The following is a 23,495-nucleotide window of genomic DNA, read 5'->3' as shown; positions in this document are numbered from 1 at the left end:
GTTGAGTTGATTATTTTCTGCCGGAACACCGGATAAGCGCAGGAACTCACGCAAGCACCTGAACCGGCGATACAGTCACATGGAGTTGACGTCAGTTTCGGCCACACGCCGTTTGGCCTGCGCCGACTCCTGTGGTTTCGGGGAGCTTCTTGGTGTCCGAAAACGACGATGACCGCCGTCCCGGACGGGCGGCGGTCATTTTTATGGCGGTCCTCTTCGGTGGTCCTCTCCAGGAGCGGACCGGGGAAACTCAGTGCTTGACCGGCGGGCAGTAGCCGGTGTCCTCGCCGATCGAGTTGATCTCGGCGTTGGAGCGGGGGTCGCCCGCGTAGTCGATCTGGTTGGTGCAGCTGACACCGGGCTTCTTCGGGGTGCCGGCGGGCTTGGTGCCCTTCTCGGGGGCGGGGCAGTGGCCCGTCTGCTCGCCGATGCTGTTGATCTCGGCGTTGGAACGCGGGTCACCGGCGTAGTTGATCCGGTTGGTGCAGCTCACCCCGGACTTCTTCGCGGTTCCGGCGGCCTTGGCGGGGGTCGAGTGCCGGCCGAGGGCGGAGACGGAAGCAGCCGCGGAGGCGGGGGCCGAGGCGTCGGCGGAGGAACGGGGCTGCGTGGGCGCCGTGGCGGTGGACGAGGCGGGCGAGGCGGTCGAGGCGCTGCCGGAGCCACCGCCGCAGGCCGTGAGCGACAGGCCGAGAGCGACACCGGCGACAGCGAGCATCGAGATCTTCTGGACGCGCATCGGTTCCCCCTGGGGACGGGCCCCGCTCCCGGTGAGCGGGCCTTGCGCCTATCGAGACAGATGCCCCGTCGCCCCGGTTGCCCGGCACCCGGCCCTGCGACATTCCTGTGACACTCATGGCCGATACACATAGCAACTGCCCGGAACGGGGGCGGAGAAGAGGCCCGTCAGACCCTCGTCAGCGCTCCGTCAGCGCCGTCCGGCAGTCTCTTCCCTGTGAACGGCGAAGGGGGGACCGCCCCGGAGCCGGGAACGAGGAGAGGTGCCCGGAGTGGCTTATCGGGGACCGCTGAGCACGTCTCATGGTCGGACCCCCAGGGGTCCACGCAGGTTCAAATCCTGCCCTCTCCGCCGCCTCCGCTCCGAGGAGCCCCCATGTCACACGGCCGACGCTTCCCCGGGACGGTCCTCGTGGCCGCCCTGCTGTGCGCGGGCACCGGCATCACCGCTCCCCCGGTCCTGGCCTCCCCCGCACACTCCGGGGCCCACCGGGCCGTACGCGCGAGCGGAACGTCGTACTACGTCGATCCGGACGGCAGCGACGCCGCGGACGGCCGCACCCCGGCGACGGCGTGGCGGAGCCTGGCGAAGGTCGACGCGCAGACCTTGCTCCCCGGGGACACCGTGCGGTTCAGGGCGGGTGGCCGCTGGACCGGGCAGCTCGGTCCGAAGGGCTCGGGCACCGCGGCCGACCCCGTCGTCCTGACCTCCTACGGCAGCGGCGCGAAACCGCTGATCGAGGGCGGCGGGGCGGTGGACGCCGCGATCAAGGTCAGTGACGAGCACGACATCGTCGTCGAAGGCTTCGAGGTCACCAACTCGGGTTCCGGTACGACCCCGAGGACCGGGATCGGGGTCGTCGCCACCGACATCGGGGCGGTGCCGGGCGTCGTCGTACGCGGCAACCAGGTGCACGCGGTCCAGGGCGCTTCGTCCGGTGGCCAGGCGTCCGATCCCTCCGCCGGGGGGATCATCGTCAGCGCCCGGGGCAAGCGGACGCCCACGTACTACGAGAACCTGGCCATCGAGGACAACGAGGTCTACGACAGCCGGTCCTACGGCATCGTCACCTGGTCGCAGTGGATGCGGCGGGAGGGCTGGAACTCCCTCTGGCCCGACCTCATGGGCGTGCCCGCCGCCGACTTCCGGCCGTGGACGCCGAGCACCGGGGTGGTCGTGCGGGGCAACGCGGTGCACGACGTCTCGGCGGGCGGCATCACGGTCATGCAGGCGCGCGGCGCGCTGATCGAGCGCAACCGGGTGGCGCGGGCCGCGCAGAACCACGGCAACGTCGGCATCTGGTGGGCCGGGGCGGACGACACGGTGGTGCGGTTCAACGAGGTGTCGGGCACGAAGTACTGGGGGCTGTCGAACGACGGCACCGCCTTCGACGCCGACGCCTCCGTGCATCGCAGCCTGGTGCAGTACAACTTCAGCCACGACAACGAGGGCGGCTTCTTCATCGCGGTGTCGACCGGGAGCGCCCCGGCCGAGGCGACGGTGCGCTACAACGTCAGCCAGGGCGACGCCAATCAGGTGTTCGCGCTCTCCACCAACGCCAGGAACATCGATGTCTACAACAACACGGTCTGGGTGCCGTTGACGCCGTTCATCGCGGACAACCCCGACCGGGCGTCGTTCAGCCTCGTCAAGGTGTGGAGCGGCACGGTCCAGGGGGTCAGGTTCCGCAACAACGTCATCTACGACGGGGCCCGACTGCCGTACGACGGCTCGGGTGCCGTCGCCTACGACCGCAACCTCTACCAGGACGGCCCGGTCCCCTCGGCGGACAAGGCGGCCCTGACCGGCGACGCGCGGCTGACCGCGCCGGGCGCCGCCACCTCGATGGACGACCTCGCCGGATACCTGCCGACGGCCGGCTCCCCTGCCCTCGCCCGAGGTCTGGACATCGCCTACGACGGCGGCCGGGACGTGATCGGTACGGCGCTCCCGGCGGGCATGCCCGACCTCGGCGGCCTCCAGCGCACCGCGGGCACCGGCCGAGACGAGGCCGCCCCGACGGCGGCCACCAGTTTCGGCGACGGCCGGTCGACCACCCCGGCCGCCCTCACCGACGGTTCGGATCAAGCCACTTGGGCCAGCCCCGCCACCGGCGTCACCTACCCGGGAACCATCACCCTGACCTTCCCGAGCCCGCGCGATGTGTCGGAGGTCGTCCTGGCCACGCACTACGGCCAGGGCCAGGGCATCACCAGGCTCGACGTCCAGACCTTCGACGGCACCGCCTGGACGACCCGGTTGACCGACACCACGATCGACTGGGCGGGCAACAGCGGGACCGTCGAACTCGCCACGCTGCCCCTGCCGGCCACGGTCTCCACCACCGGCGTCCGCCTCGTCGTGAAGGCCGCGAACCACACCTGGGGTGATCTGTCCGTCAACGAGGTCTCGACCCGCTGACCGTGGCCGGCGGCAGATCCTCACCGCTCGACGGACGCAGCCCATCGGTAACGGTTGCTTCGCCTCTTACTCGTACCGGTACTTGAGCGAGTCCGCCTCGGTCTGTTCGATGTCGGCGATCGTCAGTTCCGGCATCCGCAGCTGCGCCAGTGTCACCTCGGCCGAGGTGGGCTGGGCGTCCGCCGCCAGCCACTGTTCCGGCTTCCAGGCGCCGCTGCGCAGCAGCGACTTGGGGCAGTGCGGGTAGACCTCCTCGATGCCCACGACCAGCGCGCTGGCCGGCGGCTTGCCCACGGCGGTGAGCTGCGACAGCAGGTCCGGGCGGGTGGAGACGCAGGCCCGGCCGTTGACGCGCAGCGTCGTGGTGCGTCCCGGGACGACGAACAGCAGCCCGGCCCGGCCGGTGGCGATGACGTTCTGCAGGGTGTCCAGACGCTTGTTGCCGGTCGCGTCCGGTATCGCCACCGTCCGGGCGTCCAGGACGGAGACGAACCCGGCGGGGCCGCCGCGCGGGGAGACGTCGCAGTTGCCCTCGGCGTCCGTGCTGGCGACCAGCACCAGCGACGAGCAGCCGATCAACTGCCGGGTCTGCTCGGTGAGTTCGGTCATCTGCTTGCGCACGGCCGCGGCGCTCGGGAGTTCGTAGACCCGGCGCAGCGTCTCCTGGTCGGTCACGGCGTCGAGACGGAGCGAGTCGAATGCGGTGCTGGCAGGAGTCGGCGTCATGATCCCGACCCTAGCGGCCCGGTCCCGCGACCGGACTCGGCCGATCCGTCGGGGCAGGTGCGGGTCCGGCTCGTGGTGCTGCGGTTCTCCTCCCGGGGCACCGAGTGGCTGCGCCGGGACGGTCGGGCGCTGCGGGCGCCGGCCCGGGACGTCCTGCGCAACGGCCGGCGCACCTGTTCGCGCCCCCAGGTCGTGTACGTCGACACGGACGACACGGAGGTGCTGTTCACCGAGGCCCACGCCCCCGCGGAGGCGTTGGCCGCCGAGGCGGACGCGTTACCGGCGCTCCAGCGGTACAGCCGCAGGGTCAGCACCGTGCTGCCGGGGGTCGCGGAAGTCGCCGGGGGCAACCGGCGCTGACATGCGGAATCAACGATCGGATGACCAGCCGAGAACGATCGTTGACAGTGCGTGTCCATCCGTAGCACGATCATGCGGCTGGGGCGGCGGCTACGGGGGTGCCGTCGCCCCCGCCGTGCCACCGGCTTCGGCCGGAGCCGGTGATCGGCCCACCGGACCTCGAACTCCGACTGGCCCTCGTGCCATGACCGGGCGCGATCGGTGTCCTCGCGGATGCCGGACTCGTCACGGATCACGCCTTCCCGAAGAGCCTGCGTTCGAACAGCACGGTCAGCTTCGGGGACAGGCGGGGGAAGAGGCGGACGACGAGGTCGGCGGCCTGGGCGTCGCGGCCCACCATGATGCGGGGCCGGCCGGCCGCCACGCCGTCGACGATGATGGTGGCGGCCTGCGGAGCGGGCATTTTCAGGAGCTTCTCGTTGTAGGTGCGGGCGCGGGCCAGCTGCCGGGCGGGGATCTCGATGCCCTGGCTGCGGGCCGCGTCGAGGACCGCGGTGGCGATGTTGGTCCTGACGCCGCCGGGGTGGACGACGCTGACCCGTACGGGATGGCGCCCCGCGAGCATCTCCGTGCGCAGCGTCTCGGTGAAGCCGCGCACCCCGAACTTGGCGGCGCAGTAGGCGCTGAGCGTGGGCTGCGCCATGATCCCGTTGAGGCTGGAGATGTTGACCACGTGCCCGTCGCCCGAGGCGATCAGATGGGGCAGGAACGCCTTGGTGCCGTGGACGACCCCGAAGAGATTCACCGCGATCGTACGGTCGTAGACGCTCCAGTCGGTTTCGAGGACGGTGCCGCCGCCTCCGCCGATACCGGCGTTGTTGTACACCTGGTGGACGACCCCGAAGTGCTCGGCGACGGCCGTGGCGTAGCTCTCGACGGCCGCCCGGTCGCTGACGTCGAGCCGCGCGGTGTGCGCCTCGGCGCCGAGGGACTCGACCTGTGCGGCGGTCTCGGCGAGGCCGGTCTCGTCGACGTCGCTGAGGGCGAGCCGGGCGCCGCGGCGGGCGAGTTCGGCCGCGAGGCCCCGGCCGATGCCGGAGCCGGCGCCGGTGACGACGGCGACCTTGCCGGTGACTGTGCTCATGCGGCTTCCTCTGTCCGGGTGCGGGTGACGGCGGCGCCATGGCCGCGGGCGAGGTCGGTGGTCAGGCCGACGAGACGGTCGAGGACCCCGGGGGCGAGATGGTGGCCCATGCCGGTGATCTCCACGTGCCGGGCGCCGGGGACGGCGGCGGCCGTCGCGCGGCCGCCGCTCGGGTGCACCATGGGGTCCCGGGTGCCGTGGACGACCACGGTGGGGGCGGTGATCCGGCGCAGTTCGGCGGTGCGGTCCCCGGATGCCTGGATGGCGCCGATCTGGCGGGCGACGCCCGCGGCGTCCCGGCCGCGTTCCCACACCCCGTTGGCCCAGGCCCGCTCCCCCGCCTCGTCGGGCGGGAAGACGCGGGAGCCGATGTGGGCGAGCAGGGCCAGGTGCCGGGTCACCGATTCCTCGGGTGTCCTGGCGGGGCGCTTGGCCATGCGCACCAGGGTGGAGAGCGCCGGCTGCCCGACCTTCCTGCTGCCCGTGGTGGAGAAGATGGAGGTGAGGGTGGCGACGCGGTGCGGGTGCCGGGCCGCGAGGGTCTGCGCGATCATGCCGCCCATCGACATGCCGGCCAGGTGGACCCGTTCGATGCCGAGGTGGTCGAGGAGGTGGCGGGTGTCCTCGGCCATGTCGGCGAGGTCGTAGGCGTCCGGGCGCGGCCGGGCCAGCGCCTGGCGCAGCAGCCCCGGCGGCGACGTCCCGACGCGGTCGGAGCGGCCGATGTCGCGGTTGTCGGGGCGGACGACCCGGAATCCGCTGCCGGTGAAGGCGTCCACCATCGGCCGCGGCCAGGAGGTGAGGTCCAGGCCGAGCCCGGCGATCAGCAGCAGGGGCACACCGTCGGCGGGCCCGTCGACGCGGTAGCACAGGCGCAGGCCCGCCGGGGTGGTGAGGAAGCGGTCCCCGGTGTCGCTCATCGGGCCACCGCCCGGCGCTCGTTGGCGGGAACCCGGGTGAAGCGCAGTTCGGGATCGGTGACGCTGTCGGAGCGCAGCAGTTCGACGTCGTCGCGGTAGCCGGTGGAGGTCAGCCAGGGCATGCGGTCGCCCTGCCGGGGCAGTTGGTCGACGGCGCGCTGGATGTAGCCGGCCCCGAAGTCGAGGAACGGCCGGGTGGGCATGGCGGGGTCGGCCGGTTCGGGGCGGCAGATGTCGTACCCGTGCGTGCTCATATGGGCCAGCAGGCGGCAGAAGTGCTCGCACAGCAGGCCGACCTTCAGGGTCCAGGAGGAGTTGGTGTAGCCGATGGCGTAGGCGAGGTTGGGGACTTGGGAGAGCATCATGCCCTTGTAGGCGACGGTGTCGGGCAGATGGACGGCGGCTCCGTCGACGGTCATCGGGATGCCGCCCATCGCCTGCACGTTCAGCCCGGTGGCGGTGACGACGATGTCGGCCTCGATCTCGCGGCCCGATCGCAGCAGGACGCCCTTCTCGGTGAAGGTGCTGATCCGGTCGGTCACGATCGAGGCGCTGCCGTTCCTGATGGCCTGGAAGAGGTCTCCGTCCGGGACCGCGCACAGCCGCTGGTCCCAGGGGTCGTACGGCGGGTTGAAGTGCTCGTCGACAGGGTAGCCCGCGGGCAGTTGCCGGGCGTTGACCCAGCGGATGATCCGGCGTGCCGCCTTCGGGTGCCGTTTGCAGAAGGACCAGACGGCGCGCTGCCGGGCGATGTTCTTGCGCCGGGCGAGCGCGTATCCCCGCCGGTCACCGAGGAGCCTGCGCAGCGCGTTGGCGACCGCGTCCTCGCGGGGCACCGGCATGATGTACGACGGGGTGCGCTGGACCATCGTCACCCGGGCGGCGGTGCGGGCCATCGACGGTACGAGGGTGACCGCCGTGGCGCCGCTGCCGATCACCACGACGCGCTTGCCCGCGTGGTCGAGGTCCTCGGGCCACTGCTGGGGGTGCACGATCGCCCCGCGGAAACGTTCCCGCCCCTCGAAGTGCGGGGTGAACCCCGCGTCGTAACGGTAGTAGCCCATCGCGCAGAATAACCAGCCGCAGGTCAGCGTCGTCCGCTCGCCGGTGTCGGTGCGCTCGATCTCGACCGTCCAGCGCGCCTGTTCGCTCGACCAGGAGGCGCCGAGCACCTTGTGGTGGTAGCGGATGCGGGATTCCAGGCGGTTCTCGCGCACGGTCTCCCGCAGATAGGCGAGGATCCGCGGCGCGTCGGCGATCGACTCCGCGTCCCGCCACGGCTTGAACGCGTAGCCGAAGGTGTGCAGATCGGAGTCCGAGCGGATGCCGGGGTAGCGGAACAGGTCCCAGGTGCCGCCGAGGTCGGCGCGCGCCTCCAGGATCGCGAAGCTCTTGCCGGGCAGTCCGGTCGTCAGGTAGTGGCCGGCGCCGATGCCGGATATTCCGGCGCCGACGATCAGGACGTCCAGATGTTCGACGGCGGGCGCGTCGGCTTCGCAGGACATGGGCGGCTCCCTCACAGCGGCGGTGGATCGCTCCATGGTGGAAACGAACACGGCCCATGCCTAGAGGCAGTTCGCACCACAATTCGCTCTCCGCTTGTGCACTCTGCACTGCTACGTTGCCTGCCATGTCGTGGATCGCGCCGTCGCCCCGGATCCGGAAGCTGATCCGGCAGGGCGCCGAGATCGTCCTCACCCCCCGGCCCGAGTGGCTTGCCGAGCTGGACGCGGCCACCCTGGCCGGCGAGCAGCGCATGCCGATCGCCGAGGATCCGGTGCTCTCGGCCGGTATCCGGCGGGCCAACCGGGCCAATCTGCTGCACTGGGCCGCCGCCAACATCAACCTGCCGGGCGCGCCCGTGCCCGCGCACGAGAGCGAGGTGACCCGTGCCATCGCCCGGGACATCGTGCGCCGCGGCCTGGCCGAGCCCGCACTCGACTCCTACCGCGCGGGCGAGAGCGTGGCCGTGCGCGTGTGGACGCGCATCGCCTGCTCGCTCACCGGCGACCACGAGGAACTCGCCGAGCTGCTCGATGTGTCCCTGCGCTCCATCTCCGACTTCGTGGACCGGACGGTCGCGGCCATGTCCGCGCAGATGAACGCCGAGCTGACCGAGCTCACCAGCGGCACCCACGCCGAGCGCCGCGCGACCGTCACGCTGCTCCTGGACGGCGCGCCCATGACCCGCCGGCGCGCCGAGGCCCGCCTCGGCTATCCGCTGGACGCCACCCACATCGCGGCCGTCGTCTGGACCGACGCCCCCGACGCGGAGCTGCGCCAACTCGACCGCGCGGCCGACCTCTTGGCCGCGGCCGCGGGCCCCTCGCATCTGCTCAGCGTCATGGCGAGCGACGCCACCCGCTGGGTGTGGCTCACCGCGCGGCCGGACACCGACCGGGTGCGGGCCGGGCTCGGCCGGCTCCCCGCCGTGCGGGTCGCGCTCGGCTCAGCGGCCCCGGGCGTCGACGGTTTCCGCCGCAGCCACCTCGACGCCCTCACCACCCAGCGGATGCTGGCCCGGCTGGCCTCCGCCCAGCGCCTCGCCTCGCACGACGAGGTCGAACTCGTCGCCCTGCTCTCCCAGGACCTCGAACGCGCCGACCGCTTCGTCCAGCGCACCCTCGGCGATCTGGAGCACGCCCCGGACGACCTCACCGAGGCGGTCCGCGCCTTCCTGGCCGAACAGTGCAACGCCTCGCGGGCCGCCACCCGGCTGTTCACCCACCGCAACACCCTGCTGCGCCGCCTCAACCGCGCCGACCGGCTGCTCCCCCGCCCCCTCGCCGAGCATCCGCTGGACGTCGCCGCCGCGCTGGAGATCCGGCACTGGCGCGGCTCCGCCGGATGACACGCGGGTGACTCCATGATCACATCGAGTATCTTTCTGGCGTGTCCATGCCTTCGGCGCCGCAGTCGGCGCACCTCGACCCCTGGGGCGCACCGCCCCTGCCCCCGCCGCGTACGAGACCGGTCGGCCTCATCGCGGCGATCGTCGGCGGGGCCTTCCTGCTGATCGCGGCGATCGTGGCGGCGGTCGTGCTGTCCGGGAAGGTCTTCGACCGGAACTTCCCCCGGGCCGAGTCCACCCTGACGGTTCCGCACACGGTGCTCGACGGCCGGTACGAGCTGCGCCGGAACGACTCCGCGACCGCCGGCCGGGCCGTGGCGCGGAGCTGGCGGTTCGGCCTGGACGCCGAAGCCGTCCACGGCGTCGTCGCGTCGTACCGGCTGAAGGGCGCCGACTACTACGATGTGGTGGTGACCGGCATGTACGGCCGATTCAGGAACACCGCCTCGCTGCGCACCCGTCTGCTCACCGCGAACGGCTCCGCGACCACCACCGTGAAAGTGGTCGTCCCGCCCAGGGATCTCACTTCGCCCGCCTCCCCCGCCGGGGTCAGCTGCGAGTACCTGACCCGCAGTTGGTCCGGCGGACAGACGCTCACCTACCCGGTCTGCGTCTGGGCGGACGGCAACACCGTGGCCCGGGTCGCGTACATGACCGCGTCGTACATCGACCTGAAGGACGCCGCCGAGCAGACCCTTCGGGTCCGCTCCGAGATGCTGCGCCCGATCCGCTGACCGACCCGGAGGACCGCCCCGCCATGTCCGGCACCCGCCCGCCCCTGCCGCCCTTCGACCTCGACGGCGCCCTGGCCAAGGTCCAGGCCGCCGAGGACGCCTGGAACACCCGCGATCCGCACCGGGTCGCCCTCGCCTACACGGAGGACTCCGTCTGGCGCAACCGCGACGTCTTCCTCACCGGCCGCGCGGAGATCGTCGCCTTCCTCACCGCCAAGTGGGAACGCGAACTGGACTACGCGCTGCGCAAGAGCCTGTGGAGCTTCGACGGCAACCGCATCGCCGTCCGCTTCCAGTACGAGTGGCACGACACCGGGGGCCGCTGGTTCCGCTCGTACGGCAACGAGTTGTGGGAGTTCGCCGACAACGGCCTGATGTGCCGCCGCGAGGCCTCCATCAACGACGTGCCCATCGAGGAGACGGAGCGCCGCTGCTTCGGCCCCCGACCGGACAGCGAGCGGGGCCCGGGCCACGACATCCCGCTCGCCTGATCGATCGTCAATTTCACTGTACGGCAAGGCAGTTCTCCTGTGTGCTGCCGGTACCATCCCCCACCCGTGTCGATCCCGTGGACATGCCGTACCTCGGCTACGAAGGCGGCGTCCACAAGCCCGACCAGATGGAGGCGCCGTCATCTCGCGGCCGCCGATCCCCCACGGACGGCTGGTTTTCGGCACGGGGAGCGGTATTTCACCAAAAACCACGCTGGCCGTACCCTCCGCTCGGCAGGATGGGGGCATGGACCTTGGGAATGTCAGTCCGGACGGGGTTCGGCCGGTGGTCGTGCGCGTTCCGGTGGAGCCGGTCGAGGCCGCCATGGAGGCCGACGCCCTCGACGCCGTGCTGAACGCCGGTGAAGTGGCGGTGCGCGGGCCGCTGTTCGGGGTGGTCTCGCAGACCGCCGAGGACGGGCAGCGCTGGCGGGCGGTGACCCCGATCACCGCTCCGTTCCCGCAGCTGTCGCGCGACAGCCTGAACTCCCTGCTGTGGTTCCGCGCGAAGGACGAGACCGAGGACCGGGCGGAGCGCCGTGCCCTGATCGCGGCGGTCGCGCGGCTGGAGACGGAGCCCGTCGACGAACTCACCGTGCTGGGCACGCGCTACCGGATCGTGCGCGCCGAGGAATGGGCCGGCTCCGGCGCGGGCGGCATCGAACTGCCGCGCCCGACCGATCCGGAACCCCTCACCCCCGACTGGAGCCACGGCAGCCGCGAACCGGAGGTCGACGCCGGTCTGGTCCTGGACCCCGACGCGCCGCTCACCCCGGCGCAGGCCACCGAACGGCTGGCGCTGCGCGACTTCGTGTACGCCGGCTCCCGCTTCCCCGACTTCGTGATCCGCGAGTCCCGCCGGGCCCGCAAGACCCATCCGGACGTCGTACTGCTGCCGACCACGTTCACCGTCGCGGAGCGCAACGGCAAGGGCTGGGAACCGGCGAGCCGCCCGCACACCACCGCGCTCGGCGCCCGCAAGTCGCTGGATTTCCACCTGACATGGCTCGAACCGCGTACCCGGGGCCTGATCCCCGTGGAGGCCGACCGGCTCGTCGACGCCCGCACCGTGGCGGCCGAGGACCCCGATGCCGATCCGGTGTTGTCCGCGTACGCCGAGGCCTCCGAGCGGCTGCGCTCCGGCCGGGTCAACCAGCTGGAGGTCCTCGACACCACGTACCGGATCATCCGCACCCGCCGCATGCTGCGCTGGGGACCCGACGGTCCCGAGGGCCCCCGCCCCTCCGACACCAGCGAGCACGGCCCCGAGCCCATCCACCCCCGCCTCGACGAGGACGGCGTCGTGCATTACGACGAGGAGGGCAACGGCTGACGTCCCGGGGCTGGGCCGCTGGAGTCGCGGGAGGCGACGCCGGAGGCGGGCGAGAGGGCGGCGCCGTGAACGCGGGCCCGGCTCCCGGGGCCGTCCCGGACCTCATGGTCGAGGTGGAGGGTGACGACGCCAACGTCCTTTAGTCAGGGGGTGGTTGGAAGCGCTGGCGGAGCCGGACGACGGCGGTCCGCCCGGATGCCGGCCGGCACGGTGTCAGCAGCCGCCGCAGCTGTAGTACAGGGCGTCCCAGTGGGTGCCCTCGTCGGCGTAGACGTTGCCGGAGGCCGCGGTCCACATCGGGTAACCGTCGCCGCGCAGGCCGGAGTACGTGAAGTTGTTCTTGATGTAGTTGGTGATGCAGGTGTTCTTGCCGTAGTCGAGCTTGTAGCCGTTCCAGTGGGAGTACGTGCCGGAGGCGTGCCCGGTCTCGGTGCCGCCGGTGATGTTCAGGGCGCAGCCGCTGGAGTGCTTGAGGGTCACGGCGCCCTGGGCGGTGGCCAGGTTGAGCTGGTCGAACGACGTACAGGTCGAGTTGTTGCGGTCGGAGCAGCCACCGGAGGACGACCAGGTGATGCCCGCGTCACGGAACATCTGGGTCGCGGTGGCATTGCTGATCTTGGTGACCGCGAAGGCGTCCGTGGCGGTGCCGAGGACGGCGACACCGGGAGCGACGACCAGCGCGAGGGCGGTCAGGGCCGAGCGGACCTTCATGGGGGATCCTCCTGCGAAAGGCCGGGCAACGTGTGGGCGACGGTGCAGGTGGTGCGTGGGGATGATGCCAGAGTCCGCCGCGCCGCCGCCAGGGATCGCGGACATCGTCCGCACCACCGGCCCCGGTCCGCGCGGCCCGCCGGATCACCGGACGGCACCCCGCTCACCGACCGTCCGGTACGACGGCACGACGGCCCCTTTCGCGACGGCGCGCCGTGCCGACACCTTCTGCGCCAGCCCGTACACCAGGGCGACCAGTAGCGCGTGCGGCTGCCCGGGCAGCGCCTGTACGACGACGACCGTGCTGACGCTGACGTTGCTCATGCCGCACGCCAGGGTGACCGTGGCCGAGGCGCCGGGCGGCAGCCGCAGCGCGCGGGCGGTGAGCGCGCCCGCGAGGAAGGCCAGCCGGCACACGCCCCACCCCACGGCGACGCAGAGCGCGACGGCCGTCCAGGGCTCCCGGCGCAGCACGGGAGCCGCGGCGGTGGCGTTGACGTACGTCAGCGCGAGCATCGCCGTGACCGCCACCGGCGGCGCCCCGGCGAGCAGGCGCCCGGTGACGGCGGCGGGGACGATCCTCCGGGCGAGCAGGCCGAGCGCGCAGGGCAGGGCGACGGCACCGGTGAGCAGCGCCCGCGCCTGCCCGGCCGCGCTGTCGACCAGCGCCCGGGTGTGGCCCGCCGACGGCAGGACGTGGCCCAGCAGTCCCAGCGTCGTGGGCATGGTCAGCGGGCTGAGCAGCGCGGAGAGCAGGACGACGGCCAGCAGGGCGGTGACATCGCCGTCCCGGCCGATCCAGACCGTCGCGGCCGCGGCCACGGGCGCCGCCGCGATCAGCGCCACGGCGGTGGACAGGCCGCCGGCCGGTCCCCGCAGCCCGGCGCCGTACAGCACCAGGGCGGTGACCGGCGCCAGGACGAAGGCCGTCAGCAGATGCGTGGCGAGGCCCGCGAGCACGGACTTCGGCTGCCGGAGGGCGGCCAGGACGCGACCCGGCGGCACCTGGAAGGCGGCGGCGAAGAGGATGACGAACAGCGCGACGGCCGACGCGTCGAGGCGCAGTCCGAACAGGCCGAGCGCGGTTCGGCGCAGCCGGGCCCCTGGTCCGGGGACGAGCAGGGCGAGCAGGTGACAGAGGAGGACGGCGGGGCCGAGACGCCGGTGGAGCCAACCGGAGGGCCGGCCGCCGCGGGCAGCGCGAGCGGGCATGGGGGTTCCTTGGTGTGCCGCAGGAGGTTTCGGGGGCGCGCGGCGGCCAAGCGGGCGCCCCTTGGACGGGCGCTCGCGGCCGGGAACTCCTAGACCCTGAGCAACGGTTCCGGACGACCGCCGGGCATCCGCCGGGGCGCTCGTGGCCCCGGGGCCGGCGGCGGGGCGCTCGCGAGCGCGCCTCGGTGTGTGCCGTTCGAGGCGCACGCGTGGGCGCGCGGAGCGGGGGCAGGGGCCGGGGGCACCGCGGTGGTCGTACCGCCGCCGTGGCACCGGGAGCCTGCCGCCTCCCGCGTTCCTACGGCCGTGGCCTCGGGCGCGCTCGCGATCCGGGAACCGGGCACGGCCCGGGGCGCGGTCGCGATCCGGGGAACGGGCACGGCCCGGGGCGCGGTCGTGGCGAACGGCCGGTGATTCGTGTCGACGGCGGATCCGGTCAGGGCCCGCATCCGCGGGCAGCCGCCGAGCGCGGCGGTGAGGACGGCGCAGACGAGCGCGGCGACGAGGAGGCCCGCCCAGGCGGGGCGGGTGCTCGTCGGCGGCCTCGGTTCCTCGCCCCGCACACGCATGCCTCGGACGCTACGACGCCCGCGCGGGAACAGGGCGTTCGCGTCGCGCGGCGCGCTGCCGCGTCCCCCCGCACGGGTCTACGACGGGCCCGCTCGGACCCGGATTTACCCCTGAGGCAAATACCCGCTGGGGTATTTGACCACCTCGGCGGGACCGTCATAGCTTCGGTCACGGAAACCCCCCGGGGTATTTGAGGAGACAACCAAACCACTACAGGAAGGACTCCAGCCATGGCCGCAAGCCCCGCCCCCGGCACCGAGACGATCACCGGCCGGCATCGCGTCGCCATCGTCGGCGGCGGCAGCGCGGGAATCAGCGTCGCCGCCCGGCTCCGCCGCGCGGGCGTCACCGACATCACCCTCGTCGAACCGTCCGACAGCCACTGGTACCAGCCCCTGTGGACCCTGGTCGGCGGCGGCCAGGCGACCCTGCGCAGCACCCGCCGCGCCGAGGCGTCCGTGATCCCGGACGGGGTGCGCTGGATACGCCGGCACGCCCTCGCCGTCGATCCCGAGTCGCGGACGGTCACCCTCTCCGGTGGTGCCGAACTCGCCTACGAGCACCTGGTGATGGCCCCCGGGCTGCAACTGGACTGGGACGCCGTACCGGGTCTCGCCGAGGCGGTCGGACACGACCGGGTGGCCAGCAACTACGCGCCCGAGTACGCCCCGCGCACCTGGGAGCTGATCAGGAACATGCGCTCCGGCACGGCCGTCTTCACCCACCCGGCGACGCCGCTCAAGTGCGGCGGGGCGCCGCAGAAGATCGCCTACCTGGCCGCCGACCACTGGCGCAGGCGAGGGGTCCTGGATCGCATCCGGATCATCCTGGTGATCCCCGACGCCACCCTGTTCAAGGTGCCCGAGTGGGGCCGCGTCCTGGAGCGGGTGGCCGGCCGGTACGGCATCGAGGTGCGGCTGCGCTCGGAGATGACCGCCGTGGACGGCGACCGCCGCGAGATCACCGTCACCGACCATGCGAGCGGCCGCGCGGAGACCATCGGATACGACCTTCTGCACGCCGTGCCCCCGCAGAGCGCGCCCGACTGGGTCAAGCGGAGCCCGCTCGCCGATCCCGCCGCCCCGCTGGGCTTCGTCGCCGCCGACCAGTACACCCTCCGGCACCCGCGCCATCCGGAGGTGTTCGCGCTCGGCGACGTGGCGAACCTGCCGACCTCCAAGACCGGCGCGGCGGTGCGCAAGCAGGCCCCGGTGGTCGCCGCCAACCTGCTCGACGTGATGAACGGCCGGACACCGGCGCATCGGTACGACGGCTACACCTCCTGCCCGCTGGTGACCGCCCGCGACCGGATGCTGCTCGCCGAGTTCGACTACGACCTGACGCCCCGGCCGACCTTCCCGCTGATCGACACCTTCAAGGAGCGGCGCGACATGTGGGTCTTCAAGCGGTACCTGCTGCCGCAGATCTACTGGCACGGCATGCTCACCGGCCGCCTCTGACACCCCGGCACGCGTACGCAATACCCCCCGGGGTACCCGTGCTATGGTCCGGATATACCCCGGGGGGTACTCAGCGAAGGGAACGTTCCCGTGTTCTTCATCGACACCATCGAGCTCCAGGGCCTCGGAAACCGCAGCTACCTGGCCGGTGGCCGGCGGGCCGCCGTGGCGGTGGACCCGCCGCGCGACATCGACCAGGTGCTGGCGGCGGCGGTGCGGCGCGGCGTACGGATCACCCACGTGGTGGAGACCCATGTCCACAACGACTACGTCACCGGCGGCCTGGAGCTGGCCCGGGTGACGGGCGCCGCCTACCTGGTGCCGGCCGGGGCGCGGGTGTCGTTCGCGCGGATGCCGGTGGCCGACGGCGACACCGTCGCCCTCGACGACGCGCTCGAACTGCGGGCGGTCGCCACCCCCGGACACACCCCGCACCACACCTCCTACGTCCTGCTGGAGCGGGGGCGCCCGGTCGCCGCGTTCACCGGCGGCTCGCTGCTGATCGGCACGGTGGGCCGGCCCGATCTGGTCGAGCCCCGCCTGACCGAGCGCCTCGCCCGCGCCCAGCACGCCTCCGCCCACCGGCTGGCCGCCGAGCTGCCGGACGAGACGACCGTGCTGCCCACGCACGGCTTCGGCAGCTTCTGCTCCTCCGCGCAGGCCGAGGGCGACACCACCACCATCGGCAAGGAGAAGTCGGCCAACGCCGCGCTCACCACGGACGTCGACTCCTTCGTCGCCCGGCTGCTCGCCGGCCTCGACGACATCCCCGCGTACTACACCCACATGGGACCGGCCAACGCGGCGGGCCCCGCGCCGGTGGACCTCACCACGCCGGCCCTCGCCGACGCCCGTCAGATCGCGGACCGGCTCACGGCCGGCGAGTGGGTCGTGGACCTGCGCAACCGGATCGCGTTCGCCGAGGGCCATGTCGCCGGATCCTTCAACTTCGAGGCCGAGGGCAAGATCGCCACGTATCTGGCGTGGCTGATCCCGTGGGGCAAGCCGGTCACGCTGCTCGCCGAGTCTCCCGAGCAGCTCGCCGCCGCACAGCGCGAGTTGGTGCGGGTCGGCATCGACCGGCCCGCCGCCGCGGCCACCGGCGCGCCCCAGGATTGGGTGCCCGAGGGCGAGGACCTCGTGTCCTTCCCCCGCGCCACGTTCGCCGCACTGGCCGAGCGCGGCACGGACGGCGTCGTCGTCCTGGACGTGCGCCGCGACTCCGAACGCGCCGCCGGGCACATCGAGAAGTCCGTCCACATCCCGATCCACCAGTTGCACAAGCGGCTCGGCGAGGTACCGGAGGGCACCGTCTGGGTGCACTGCGCGGGCGGTATGCGGGCCGCCATCGCCGCCTCGCTGCTGCACGCGTCCGGCCGGGACGTGGTGGCCGTCGACGACGGCTTCGGCTCCGCCACCGCCGCCGGACTGACCGTCGTCACCGGCTGACCCACTCCCCCCGCCCGTCCCGATCCATCCGTTTTCCCGAGAGGCCGAGTGATGTCCCTCCTCCCCCGCGCCGAGGACCGCGCCAGCGCCGCCGAGACCGTACGGCACACCGAGGGCACCGACGCCCCGGCCCCGCTGCCGGATGTGTGCGAGCGGGAAACCGCGCCCGCGCCCGGTGCCGTACCCGCGCCGCTGTCCGGCCCGGTGACGGGGGCCGGCGGTTCCATAGCATGACCGCCCTGATACTCGCGCTCGTCGCCGGTGCCGTCGTCGGCCTGGCCCTGGGCGGTCTCGGCGGGGGCGGCAGCGTCCTCGCCGTACCCGCCCTCATCTACCTCCTCGGATTCACCACGGCCGAGGCGACGACGGCCAGCCTGGTCATCGTCACCCTCACCTCGGTCACCGCGCTGACCGCGCACGCCCGGGACGGTCATGTCGCCTGGCGCACCGGACTGCTGTTCGCCGCGGCGGGCGTCGTGCCCGCGATGGCCGCCGGAGCCGCCGCCGGGCGACTGCCCCAGGCCCTGCTGACCGGCGCGTTCTCGGTCATCGCGGCGCTCGCCGCGCTGCGCATGCTGCGCCCCGCCCGCACCGCCCCCGACTCCGGCGCACGGATCGAGCCGGCCAGGGCCGGTGCGGTGGGGGCCGGGCTGGGCGCGGTGACCGGGTTCCTCGGCGTGGGCGGCGGCTTCCTCGCCGTACCGGCGCTGGTGGGTGTGCTCCGGCTGCCCATGCGCCGGGCGGTCGGCACCAGCCTGCTGGTCATCACGATCAACTCGCTGGCCGCACTGGGCGCCCGCGCCGGGACCGGCACGCGCCTGGACTGGGCGGTGGTCGCGCCGTTCACCGCGGCCGCCATGCTCGGCGCCTGGGACGGAAAGCGCCTGGCCAGGAAGGTCCGGGGCGGAACGTTGCAGCGCGTCTTCGCCTGGGTGCTGCTCGCCGTCGCGGTCTTCATGCTCGCCGACGTACTCGTGTGACACCGCCGTCACAGAGCCCTGGCACAGTGGAAAGCGCCGGGCGTCCCCGCACCCTCCCCACCCCCACGGGTCACTCCCCGCCCCGGGACGCCCTCGACAACGCAAGGACGACGACTGTCATGACGACCCTCACCACTCTCGCCCCCCGTCAGGCGAAGGACCGTCTGCACGAGCTGACCGTGATCGACGTCCGCACCCCGGGCGAGTACGCCGGCGGTCGCATACCCGGCGCCCTGAACATCCCGCTGGACCAGCTCGACCGCGCGCTGCCCGAGATCCGCGCCGCCGCCGAGCGCGGTGAGGTCCTCGTGGTGTGCGCCTCCGGTGCCCGTTCCGAGAACGCCTGCCGGAAGCTCGCCGGGCAGGGCGTCCACACGGCGACCCTGGAAGGCGGCACCGGCGCCTGGGCCGCCCAGGGGCAGGATCTGGAGCGCCCTGCGGCCCGCGACGTCAAGGCGGTCTGGAGCATGGACCGGCAGGTCCGGCTCACCGCCGGTTCCTTGGTCCTGCTCGGCCTGGCCCTGGGCGAGTTCGTCCACCCGGCCTTCCGGCTGCTGTCCGCCGGTGTGGCGGGCGGCCTGGTGTTCTCCGCCGTGAGCAACACCTGCGGCATGGCCGCCCTCCTCGCCAGGCTGCCCCACAACCGGCCCGGCAGGACGGACCTCGACGCGACGCTCGCGCGCCTGCGCGCCCTCTGATCCCAGCTCCGGCACGGCGTTCGCCCGGTACGTCGGCGTACCGGGCGAACCCTTCGGGTGTCCCCCGGCCTACGGCTCGACGCCCCCCGCGAGGGTGCCGTTGACGTACACGGTCACCTTGGAGACATCGGCGTACGCCGTGTTGGTCGCGTAGCTGTAGTCGTCGCTCTCGCTGAAGTTCGACCAGTCGCTCTTGTTGATCCGGCTCTGGATGTCCCCGGTGTTCGCACCCGCCGCGAGGGAGCCCGCACCGGACGCGAAGCTGACCTCCAGGTAGTGGTCGGCGCCGGACTTCGGCGAGGACAGGGCGACGACCTTCTGCGTGACGTTTGAACACCCGACAGCCGCGTAGTCACACGACGTCGAGAAACCGGACGCGCCACCATCACCGGTGAAGTAGTAACGAACCGTCACCTTCGACAGATCCACCGCGGAACTCACGGTGTTGACGACCCGCAGCCCCGGCTTGATCTGATTGTCGGACGGCGAGCTGTCGTTGTTCTTGTACTGCACCCTCACCGCACCCGCGCCCGGCGTACCACCACCACCGGAGCCGGAACCAAGTCCAGGGGCCTTGATGGACGCCAGATAGCCGTCCTTGGCGGTGTCGACGGTCTGCCAGTCGTCCTTGAGGATGCCGCCGGTGTCACCGGAGTCGGGGTTCCAGCACCAGAAGGTCCACTGGAAGCTGTCGCCGCCGTACTGCGAGGTCGGGGGGAGCGCCGCGCCGGATCATCACCAACTCCGGTTTGTTCCACGGCGTTGAGTGTGGGAGCGCTCCCAGCAAGTGAGGAAAGTAACAACTCGGAACAGTGCTGTGAAGGGGCCGGGCGAAACCTGAGCGCAATGGCGCGTTCACGCGCCCCCCTCCGCGCGGGCGCCGGTGCGCGCGACGGCGGCGGGGCGTCTTCGCCCGGGACCGCGGTGAACTCGCCGCATCCGGCGGCGATGCACTCTCGGGGGCGACGCCTGCCGTCGGGTGGCGGCGGCGGGCCCTCGGCGGCCGAGCGCCGCGCGGGACCGGACGCAAGGCGGAGAAACAGCCATTCGGCACATGCATGGACGTCGATGGATCCGGTGGACCGTGCCGCGCCGCCCGCTCCCCCGGCGCTGCACGGGGACGGCGGGGCGTCCCCGTGCATGGCGCACCTGGACGGGCGCTACGGGTATCGGGGCGAACACCGGCGCGACACAAGGGGATCAGAGCGTTCCCCGGCATGGCGCACCGGCGGGCCCGACAGGTACCGGGGCAGACGCCGGTGCGACACAAGGGCGCCGGGGGCGCTCCCCGGGCTCGGCGCACAGAGGGCGGGGCGGGTCGCGGATCGGCGACCGGATGCCGCGACGGTACGGTCCCCCGTCGCCGCTCTCAGGCGGACTCGCGCACCACCAGGTCCGTGGAGAGCACCACATGACGCCGGATGCCGTTGCGGGACTCGATCTCCTCCAGCAGCACCCGTGCCATGGTGCGGCCCATCTCCTGCGTCGGCTGGCGCACGCTGGTGAGCGGCGGGTCGGCGTGCCGGGCCACCGCGGAGTCGTCGAAGCCGATCAGCGCCACGTCCTCGGGCACCCGCCGCCCCGACTGGCGCAGGATGTGCAGGGCGCCGCTGGCCATGACGTCGGAGGCGGCGAAGACGGCGTCGAGGCCGGGGTGCCGCTCCAGCAGGGCGCGCATGGCGGCGCGGCCGCCCTCCTCGGTGAAGTCGCCGTGGGCCACCAGCGAGGTGCCGCCGCCGAGGCCCGCGGAGTTCATCGCCTGGGTGTAGCCGTCGAGCCGGCAGCGTGCGACGTACATGTCCAGCGGGCCGGTGATGGTGGCGACGGTCCGCCGGCCCAGGCCGATCAGATGCTCGGCGGCGGACCGCGCGCCGCCGACGTTGTCCGCGTCGACGTACGACATCCACTCCCGCTCCGAGCGCCGGCCGTTGAGCACGGTCGGCACCCGCAGCCGCTCCAGCAGGCTGGGCAGCGGGTCGTTCTCGTGCACGGACACCAGCAGCACGCCGTCGACGCGGCGGGCCGCCAGATGCTGGCCCAGACGCCGGCGTTCGCGCGGGGTGCGGATCAGGGTGAGCAGCAACTGCATGTCGGTGTTGGCGAGTTCGGTGCTCACACCGCGCACGATGTCCAGGAAGTACGGCTCGGCGCCTAGCCTGGTCTCCGACTCGGGGATGACCAGCGCGACCGCGTCCGTGCGGTCGGCGGCCAGCGCGCGGGCGGCACGGTTGGGCACGTAGCCCAGCTCGGCGATCGCCGCCTCCACCGCCGCCCGCGCCTGGGCGCTGACGTGCGGGGAGCCGTTGACCACTCGCGAGACCGTGCCCCGCCCGACCCCGGCCCGCGCGGCGACCATCTCCAGCGTCGGCCGGCCGCCCCGCCCCTCGCCCGCAGTCATCACGCCCTTGCCCGTCACCATGGATGACAACCTGTCAGTCGCACCGACTCGAAGTGTTCGTTCCCCTGACACCCCCGCGGGAACGGTGGACCTTCATTATGCCGATCTGGGAGCGCTCCCACGGGAGCGCTCCCAGACAAAAGCCGGTGTGACCGAGCCGGAGCCCACGGCGAGACGGGTGAACGCGGGTTCCGCAGCAGCCATGGGCCTGGGCGCGCGGGTGCCCCGGCCGTGCGGGGGATGCGATCTCACCTTGCTCGCTCTGCGTGTGCCGGACCACCGGGCGCGGTGCGGCGCCCGGTGGTCCGGTGTCCCAGGAGCAGGAGCGGCGGGCCGGTCAGAACTTCGGGTCGGGGGACTGGGCCCTGACCAGTTCGGCGGCCTCGGCCTCGGACTCCACCGACGGCGGGGAGCCGGCCAGCGGCTTGTTCGCCGTCTCCTTCATGCACAGGACCGCGATGACGCCCACGGCCGCCGCGCCCACGGCGTAGAACGCCGGAACCAGATTGGTGTGGAAGGCGCCGATCAGGGCCGTGATCACCAGCGGGGTGGTGCCGCCGAAGAGCGAGGCGGAGAAGTTGTAGGCGACCGAGAGGGAGCCGTAGCGGACATGCGTCGGGAAGATCGCCGGGAGGGCCGCGGACATCGTGCCGAGCATGGCCACCAGGGACAGGCCCATCAGCAGCAGGCCCAGGGTGATCAGGACGATGTCGCCCTGCCGGATGAGCAGGAACGAGGGCACCGACAGCACCAGGAAGCCGAGCATGCCCGTCATCAGCAGCGGCTTGCGGCCGAAACGGTCCGAGAGGCGGCCGACCTGGTTGATCACGCACATCTGGAGGACCATCACGATCAGCAGGATCAGCAGCCCGTGATTGGTGTCGTAGCCGAGTTCGTCGGACAGATAGGTCGGCATGTACGACAGCAGCATGTAGTCGGCGATGTTGTACGCCGCGACGAGGGCGACGCACAGCAGCAGCGGCCGCCAGTAGTGGGTGAAGATCTTGCCGAGGTCGGAGGCGGCCGAGGTCTCCACCGCGTCGGCGGCCTCGGTCGCCTGGGCCTGGCCGCCCTCCAGCTTCTGGAAGGCGGGCGTCTCGTCCAGCTTGAGCCGCAGATACAGGCCGATGAAGCCGAGCGGCGCCGCGACCAGGAAGGGGACGCGCCAGCCCCAGTGCAGCATCTGGTCGTCGCTGAGCAGGCTGGTCAGGGCGACGACGAGGCCGGACGCCCCGACGTACCCGGCGAGGGTGCCGAACTCCAGGAAGCTGCCGAAGTAGCCGCGCCGTTTGTCGGGCGCGTACTCCGCGATGAACGTGGAGGCGCCGCCGTACTCACCGCCGGTCGAGAAGCCCTGCACCAGCCGGAAGAAGATCAGCAGGGCCGGGGCCCAGATGCCGATCGCGGCGTGCGAGGGGATCAGGCCGATGGCGAAGGTGCCGATCGCCATCATGATCATGGTGAGGGCGAGGATCGTCTTGCGGCCGATCTTGTCGCCGAGCGGCCCGAGGACCATGCCGCCGATGGGCCGTACCAGGAAGGCGACCGCGAAGGTCGCGAAGGTGCTGAGCAGCTGGGCGGTGTGACTGCCCGAGGGGAAGAAGACCTTGCCCAGGGTCGCGGCCAGATAGCTGTAGATACCGAAGTCGTACCACTCCATCGCATTACCGAGAGCGGCCGCCTTCGTGGCGCGTTTGACGGCCGATTCGTCGGTCACCGTGATGTCGCTGCGGCGCAGCTTCGGGTTGCGTCGTTTCTCGATGGCACGAAAGAGCATCCGGTGGCGCCTGACCGCGGCGGGATCCACCGGATCCACCGGGTTCTCGTGGTCAGTCGCCGTCATCGCGGTGTTCCTTTCGCCGGTCGCATTGCACAAGCCAACGCCTGTACAGATCTCACGCGCTCAAACTCACCGCTTCGTACCGCAGCCGATCGGATACTCTGAGTGGATGGCACTCCGGTCCGGTGGTCCTCAGGGGATGTCGCCGCTCCAGTCGAGACGGGTGCGGTCACCTGGGCGCGGGGTGTATGTCGCCCGGCCGCCGATGCCGAACCGGCCCAGCTCGGTGCGGAGCGGGACCCCGCTCGCGGGGGCGTCGTCGGCCCGGTCGGTGATGTCCAGCAGCAGGCCGTCCAGGGGGCCGCCGACCAGTTGGGCGTACCTGCGGTCGGGGCGTGGGCCGGGGTCCTCGTGGTCATGGCCGTAGACCCGGCCGCGCAGCAGCTGCTCGTCGTCGCCGTTCATGGTCCAAGCCTCGCAGCCACCACTGACAACGGGATCTTGCCGGCGCGGTCGCGGATGTGCGGCCGGGCGGACTTTCTTCCCGCCCTTTGCGGTTGCAGCTAGAGGTGTGTGCG

23 protein-coding genes and 1 pseudogene are annotated in these 23,495 nt (G+C 72.3%); 12 read left to right on the top strand and 12 right to left on the bottom strand.

Going from position 1 to position 23,495, the window contains the following annotated elements:
- Nucleotides 1–250: 250 nt before the first annotated feature.
- On the bottom strand, nt 251–739 hold the full coding sequence (locus tag QHG49_RS32805; RefSeq protein WP_301492416.1) for a hypothetical protein: 489 nt from the start codon (nt 737–739) through the stop codon (nt 251–253).
- Nucleotides 740–995: 256 nt separating this feature from the next.
- Here QHG49_RS32805 and QHG49_RS32800 point away from each other — a divergent pair.
- Together QHG49_RS32800 and QHG49_RS32795 are read left to right on the top strand one after the other, a co-directional pair.
- Nucleotides 996–1,090, top strand: a pseudogene (locus tag QHG49_RS32800).
- 24 nt (nt 1,091–1,114) lie between these two features.
- Entirely contained in the window at nt 1,115–3,160 is a 2,046-nt protein-coding gene (locus QHG49_RS32795; protein WP_301492414.1) for a right-handed parallel beta-helix repeat-containing protein, read from the top strand.
- A gap of 66 nt (nt 3,161–3,226) precedes the next feature.
- On the opposite strand, the gene QHG49_RS32790 is transcribed toward QHG49_RS32795, so the two are convergent.
- The gene (locus tag QHG49_RS32790) at nt 3,227–3,886 is read right to left on the bottom strand and encodes an MSMEG_1061 family FMN-dependent PPOX-type flavoprotein (RefSeq protein ID WP_159707453.1); all 660 of its coding nucleotides are present in this window, start codon (nt 3,884–3,886) and stop codon (nt 3,227–3,229) included.
- Nucleotides 3,887–3,943: 57 nt separating this feature from the next.
- Here QHG49_RS32790 and QHG49_RS32785 point away from each other — a divergent pair, with 57 nt between their 5' ends.
- Nucleotides 3,944–4,246, top strand: coding sequence for an acyl-CoA reductase (locus tag QHG49_RS32785; RefSeq protein ID WP_301492413.1), 303 nt, complete (start codon nt 3,944–3,946; stop codon nt 4,244–4,246).
- Nucleotides 4,247–4,478: 232 nt separating this feature from the next.
- On the opposite strand, the gene QHG49_RS32780 is transcribed toward QHG49_RS32785, so the two are convergent.
- Genes QHG49_RS32780 through QHG49_RS32770 form a run of 3 tightly spaced genes read right to left on the bottom strand, consistent with a single transcriptional unit; the run spans nt 4,479 to nt 7,755 of the window.
- Nucleotides 4,479–5,330 (bottom strand): SDR family oxidoreductase, encoded by an 852-nt coding sequence (locus QHG49_RS32780; protein WP_301492412.1) that lies wholly within the window; start codon nt 5,328–5,330, stop codon nt 4,479–4,481.
- Complete coding sequence (locus QHG49_RS32775) at nt 5,327–6,250, bottom strand: alpha/beta fold hydrolase (RefSeq protein ID WP_301492411.1); 924 nt, start codon at nt 6,248–6,250, stop codon at nt 5,327–5,329. The genes QHG49_RS32780 and QHG49_RS32775 overlap by 4 nt, the downstream gene beginning before the upstream one ends.
- Nucleotides 6,247–7,755: an NAD(P)/FAD-dependent oxidoreductase gene (locus QHG49_RS32770; RefSeq protein WP_301492410.1), complete on the bottom strand. Its 1,509-nt coding sequence runs from the start codon at nt 7,753–7,755 to the stop codon at nt 6,247–6,249. The genes QHG49_RS32775 and QHG49_RS32770 overlap by 4 nt, the downstream gene beginning before the upstream one ends.
- 125 nt (nt 7,756–7,880) lie before the next feature.
- Between QHG49_RS32770 and QHG49_RS32765 the strand changes: the two genes are divergently transcribed.
- The 4 genes from QHG49_RS32765 to QHG49_RS32750 all read left to right on the top strand — a co-directional run bounded on the left by QHG49_RS32765 (nt 7,881) and on the right by QHG49_RS32750 (nt 11,659).
- Nucleotides 7,881–9,101, top strand: coding sequence for a CdaR family transcriptional regulator (locus QHG49_RS32765; RefSeq protein WP_301492409.1), 1,221 nt, complete (start codon nt 7,881–7,883; stop codon nt 9,099–9,101).
- A gap of 41 nt (nt 9,102–9,142) precedes the next feature.
- Complete coding sequence (locus QHG49_RS32760) at nt 9,143–9,835, top strand: hypothetical protein (RefSeq protein WP_301492408.1); 693 nt, start codon at nt 9,143–9,145, stop codon at nt 9,833–9,835.
- Between the two features lie 23 nt (nt 9,836–9,858).
- A complete protein-coding gene (locus tag QHG49_RS32755) occupies nt 9,859–10,326 on the top strand; it encodes a nuclear transport factor 2 family protein (RefSeq protein ID WP_301492407.1) in 468 nt (155 codons plus the stop codon).
- 247 nt (nt 10,327–10,573) lie between these two features.
- Nucleotides 10,574–11,659 (top strand): DUF5954 family protein, encoded by a 1,086-nt coding sequence (locus QHG49_RS32750; RefSeq protein WP_186337758.1) that lies wholly within the window; start codon nt 10,574–10,576, stop codon nt 11,657–11,659.
- A gap of 213 nt (nt 11,660–11,872) precedes the next feature.
- On the opposite strand, the gene QHG49_RS32745 is transcribed toward QHG49_RS32750, so the two are convergent.
- The 3 genes from QHG49_RS32745 to QHG49_RS32735 all read right to left on the bottom strand — a co-directional run bounded on the left by QHG49_RS32745 (nt 11,873) and on the right by QHG49_RS32735 (nt 14,151).
- Nucleotides 11,873–12,370: a hypothetical protein gene (locus tag QHG49_RS32745; protein ID WP_145484736.1), complete on the bottom strand. Its 498-nt coding sequence runs from the start codon at nt 12,368–12,370 to the stop codon at nt 11,873–11,875.
- Nucleotides 12,371–12,514: 144 nt separating this feature from the next.
- The gene (locus QHG49_RS32740) at nt 12,515–13,582 is read right to left on the bottom strand and encodes a sodium-dependent transporter (RefSeq protein WP_301492405.1); all 1,068 of its coding nucleotides are present in this window, start codon (nt 13,580–13,582) and stop codon (nt 12,515–12,517) included.
- An 89-nt stretch (nt 13,583–13,671) separates the two neighbouring features.
- Entirely contained in the window at nt 13,672–14,151 is a 480-nt protein-coding gene (locus tag QHG49_RS32735; RefSeq protein WP_301492403.1) for a hypothetical protein, read from the bottom strand.
- 231 nt (nt 14,152–14,382) lie between these two features.
- Between QHG49_RS32735 and QHG49_RS32730 the strand changes: the two genes are divergently transcribed.
- The 5 genes from QHG49_RS32730 to QHG49_RS32710 all read left to right on the top strand — a co-directional run bounded on the left by QHG49_RS32730 (nt 14,383) and on the right by QHG49_RS32710 (nt 18,739).
- Nucleotides 14,383–15,612, top strand: a complete 1,230-nt coding sequence (locus tag QHG49_RS32730) for an FAD/NAD(P)-binding oxidoreductase (protein ID WP_301492402.1) — start codon at nt 14,383–14,385, stop codon at nt 15,610–15,612.
- Nucleotides 15,613–15,702: 90 nt separating this feature from the next.
- Nucleotides 15,703–17,061, top strand: coding sequence for a rhodanese-like domain-containing protein (locus tag QHG49_RS32725; protein ID WP_301492400.1), 1,359 nt, complete (start codon nt 15,703–15,705; stop codon nt 17,059–17,061).
- A gap of 51 nt (nt 17,062–17,112) precedes the next feature.
- Nucleotides 17,113–17,295, top strand: a complete 183-nt coding sequence (locus tag QHG49_RS32720; RefSeq protein WP_301492399.1) for a hypothetical protein — start codon at nt 17,113–17,115, stop codon at nt 17,293–17,295.
- Nucleotides 17,292–18,041 carry a sulfite exporter TauE/SafE family protein gene (locus QHG49_RS32715; RefSeq protein ID WP_301492397.1) on the top strand — a complete coding sequence of 250 codons (750 nt, stop codon included), beginning with the start codon at nt 17,292–17,294 and terminating at the stop codon, nt 18,039–18,041. Before QHG49_RS32720 ends, QHG49_RS32715 begins: the two co-directional genes overlap by 4 nt.
- Before the next feature lie 119 nt (nt 18,042–18,160).
- A complete protein-coding gene (locus QHG49_RS32710; protein ID WP_301492396.1) occupies nt 18,161–18,739 on the top strand; it encodes a rhodanese-like domain-containing protein in 579 nt (192 codons plus the stop codon).
- 69 nt (nt 18,740–18,808) lie between these two features.
- On the opposite strand, the gene QHG49_RS32705 is transcribed toward QHG49_RS32710, so the two are convergent.
- The 4 genes from QHG49_RS32705 to QHG49_RS32690 form a co-directional block, all read right to left on the bottom strand.
- Nucleotides 18,809–19,252 (bottom strand): cellulose binding domain-containing protein, encoded by a 444-nt coding sequence (locus tag QHG49_RS32705; RefSeq protein WP_370530543.1) that lies wholly within the window; start codon nt 19,250–19,252, stop codon nt 18,809–18,811.
- Nucleotides 19,253–20,108: 856 nt separating this feature from the next.
- Nucleotides 20,109–21,137 (bottom strand): LacI family DNA-binding transcriptional regulator, encoded by a 1,029-nt coding sequence (locus QHG49_RS32700; protein WP_370530595.1) that lies wholly within the window; start codon nt 21,135–21,137, stop codon nt 20,109–20,111.
- A gap of 337 nt (nt 21,138–21,474) precedes the next feature.
- Nucleotides 21,475–22,980 carry an MFS transporter gene (locus QHG49_RS32695; RefSeq protein WP_301492392.1) on the bottom strand — a complete coding sequence of 502 codons (1,506 nt, stop codon included), beginning with the start codon at nt 22,978–22,980 and terminating at the stop codon, nt 21,475–21,477.
- Nucleotides 22,981–23,109: 129 nt separating this feature from the next.
- Nucleotides 23,110–23,382, bottom strand: a complete 273-nt coding sequence (locus tag QHG49_RS32690) for a hypothetical protein (RefSeq protein ID WP_159707425.1) — start codon at nt 23,380–23,382, stop codon at nt 23,110–23,112.
- Nucleotides 23,383–23,495 lie beyond the last annotated feature (113 nt).

It is taken from the genome of Streptomyces sp. WP-1, assembly GCF_030450125.1.
Classification (GTDB): domain Bacteria; phylum Actinomycetota; class Actinomycetes; order Streptomycetales; family Streptomycetaceae; genus Streptomyces; species Streptomyces incarnatus.
Note: the sequence above shows the minus strand (reverse complement) of the source record. Positions and strands in the feature narration are given on the sequence as shown.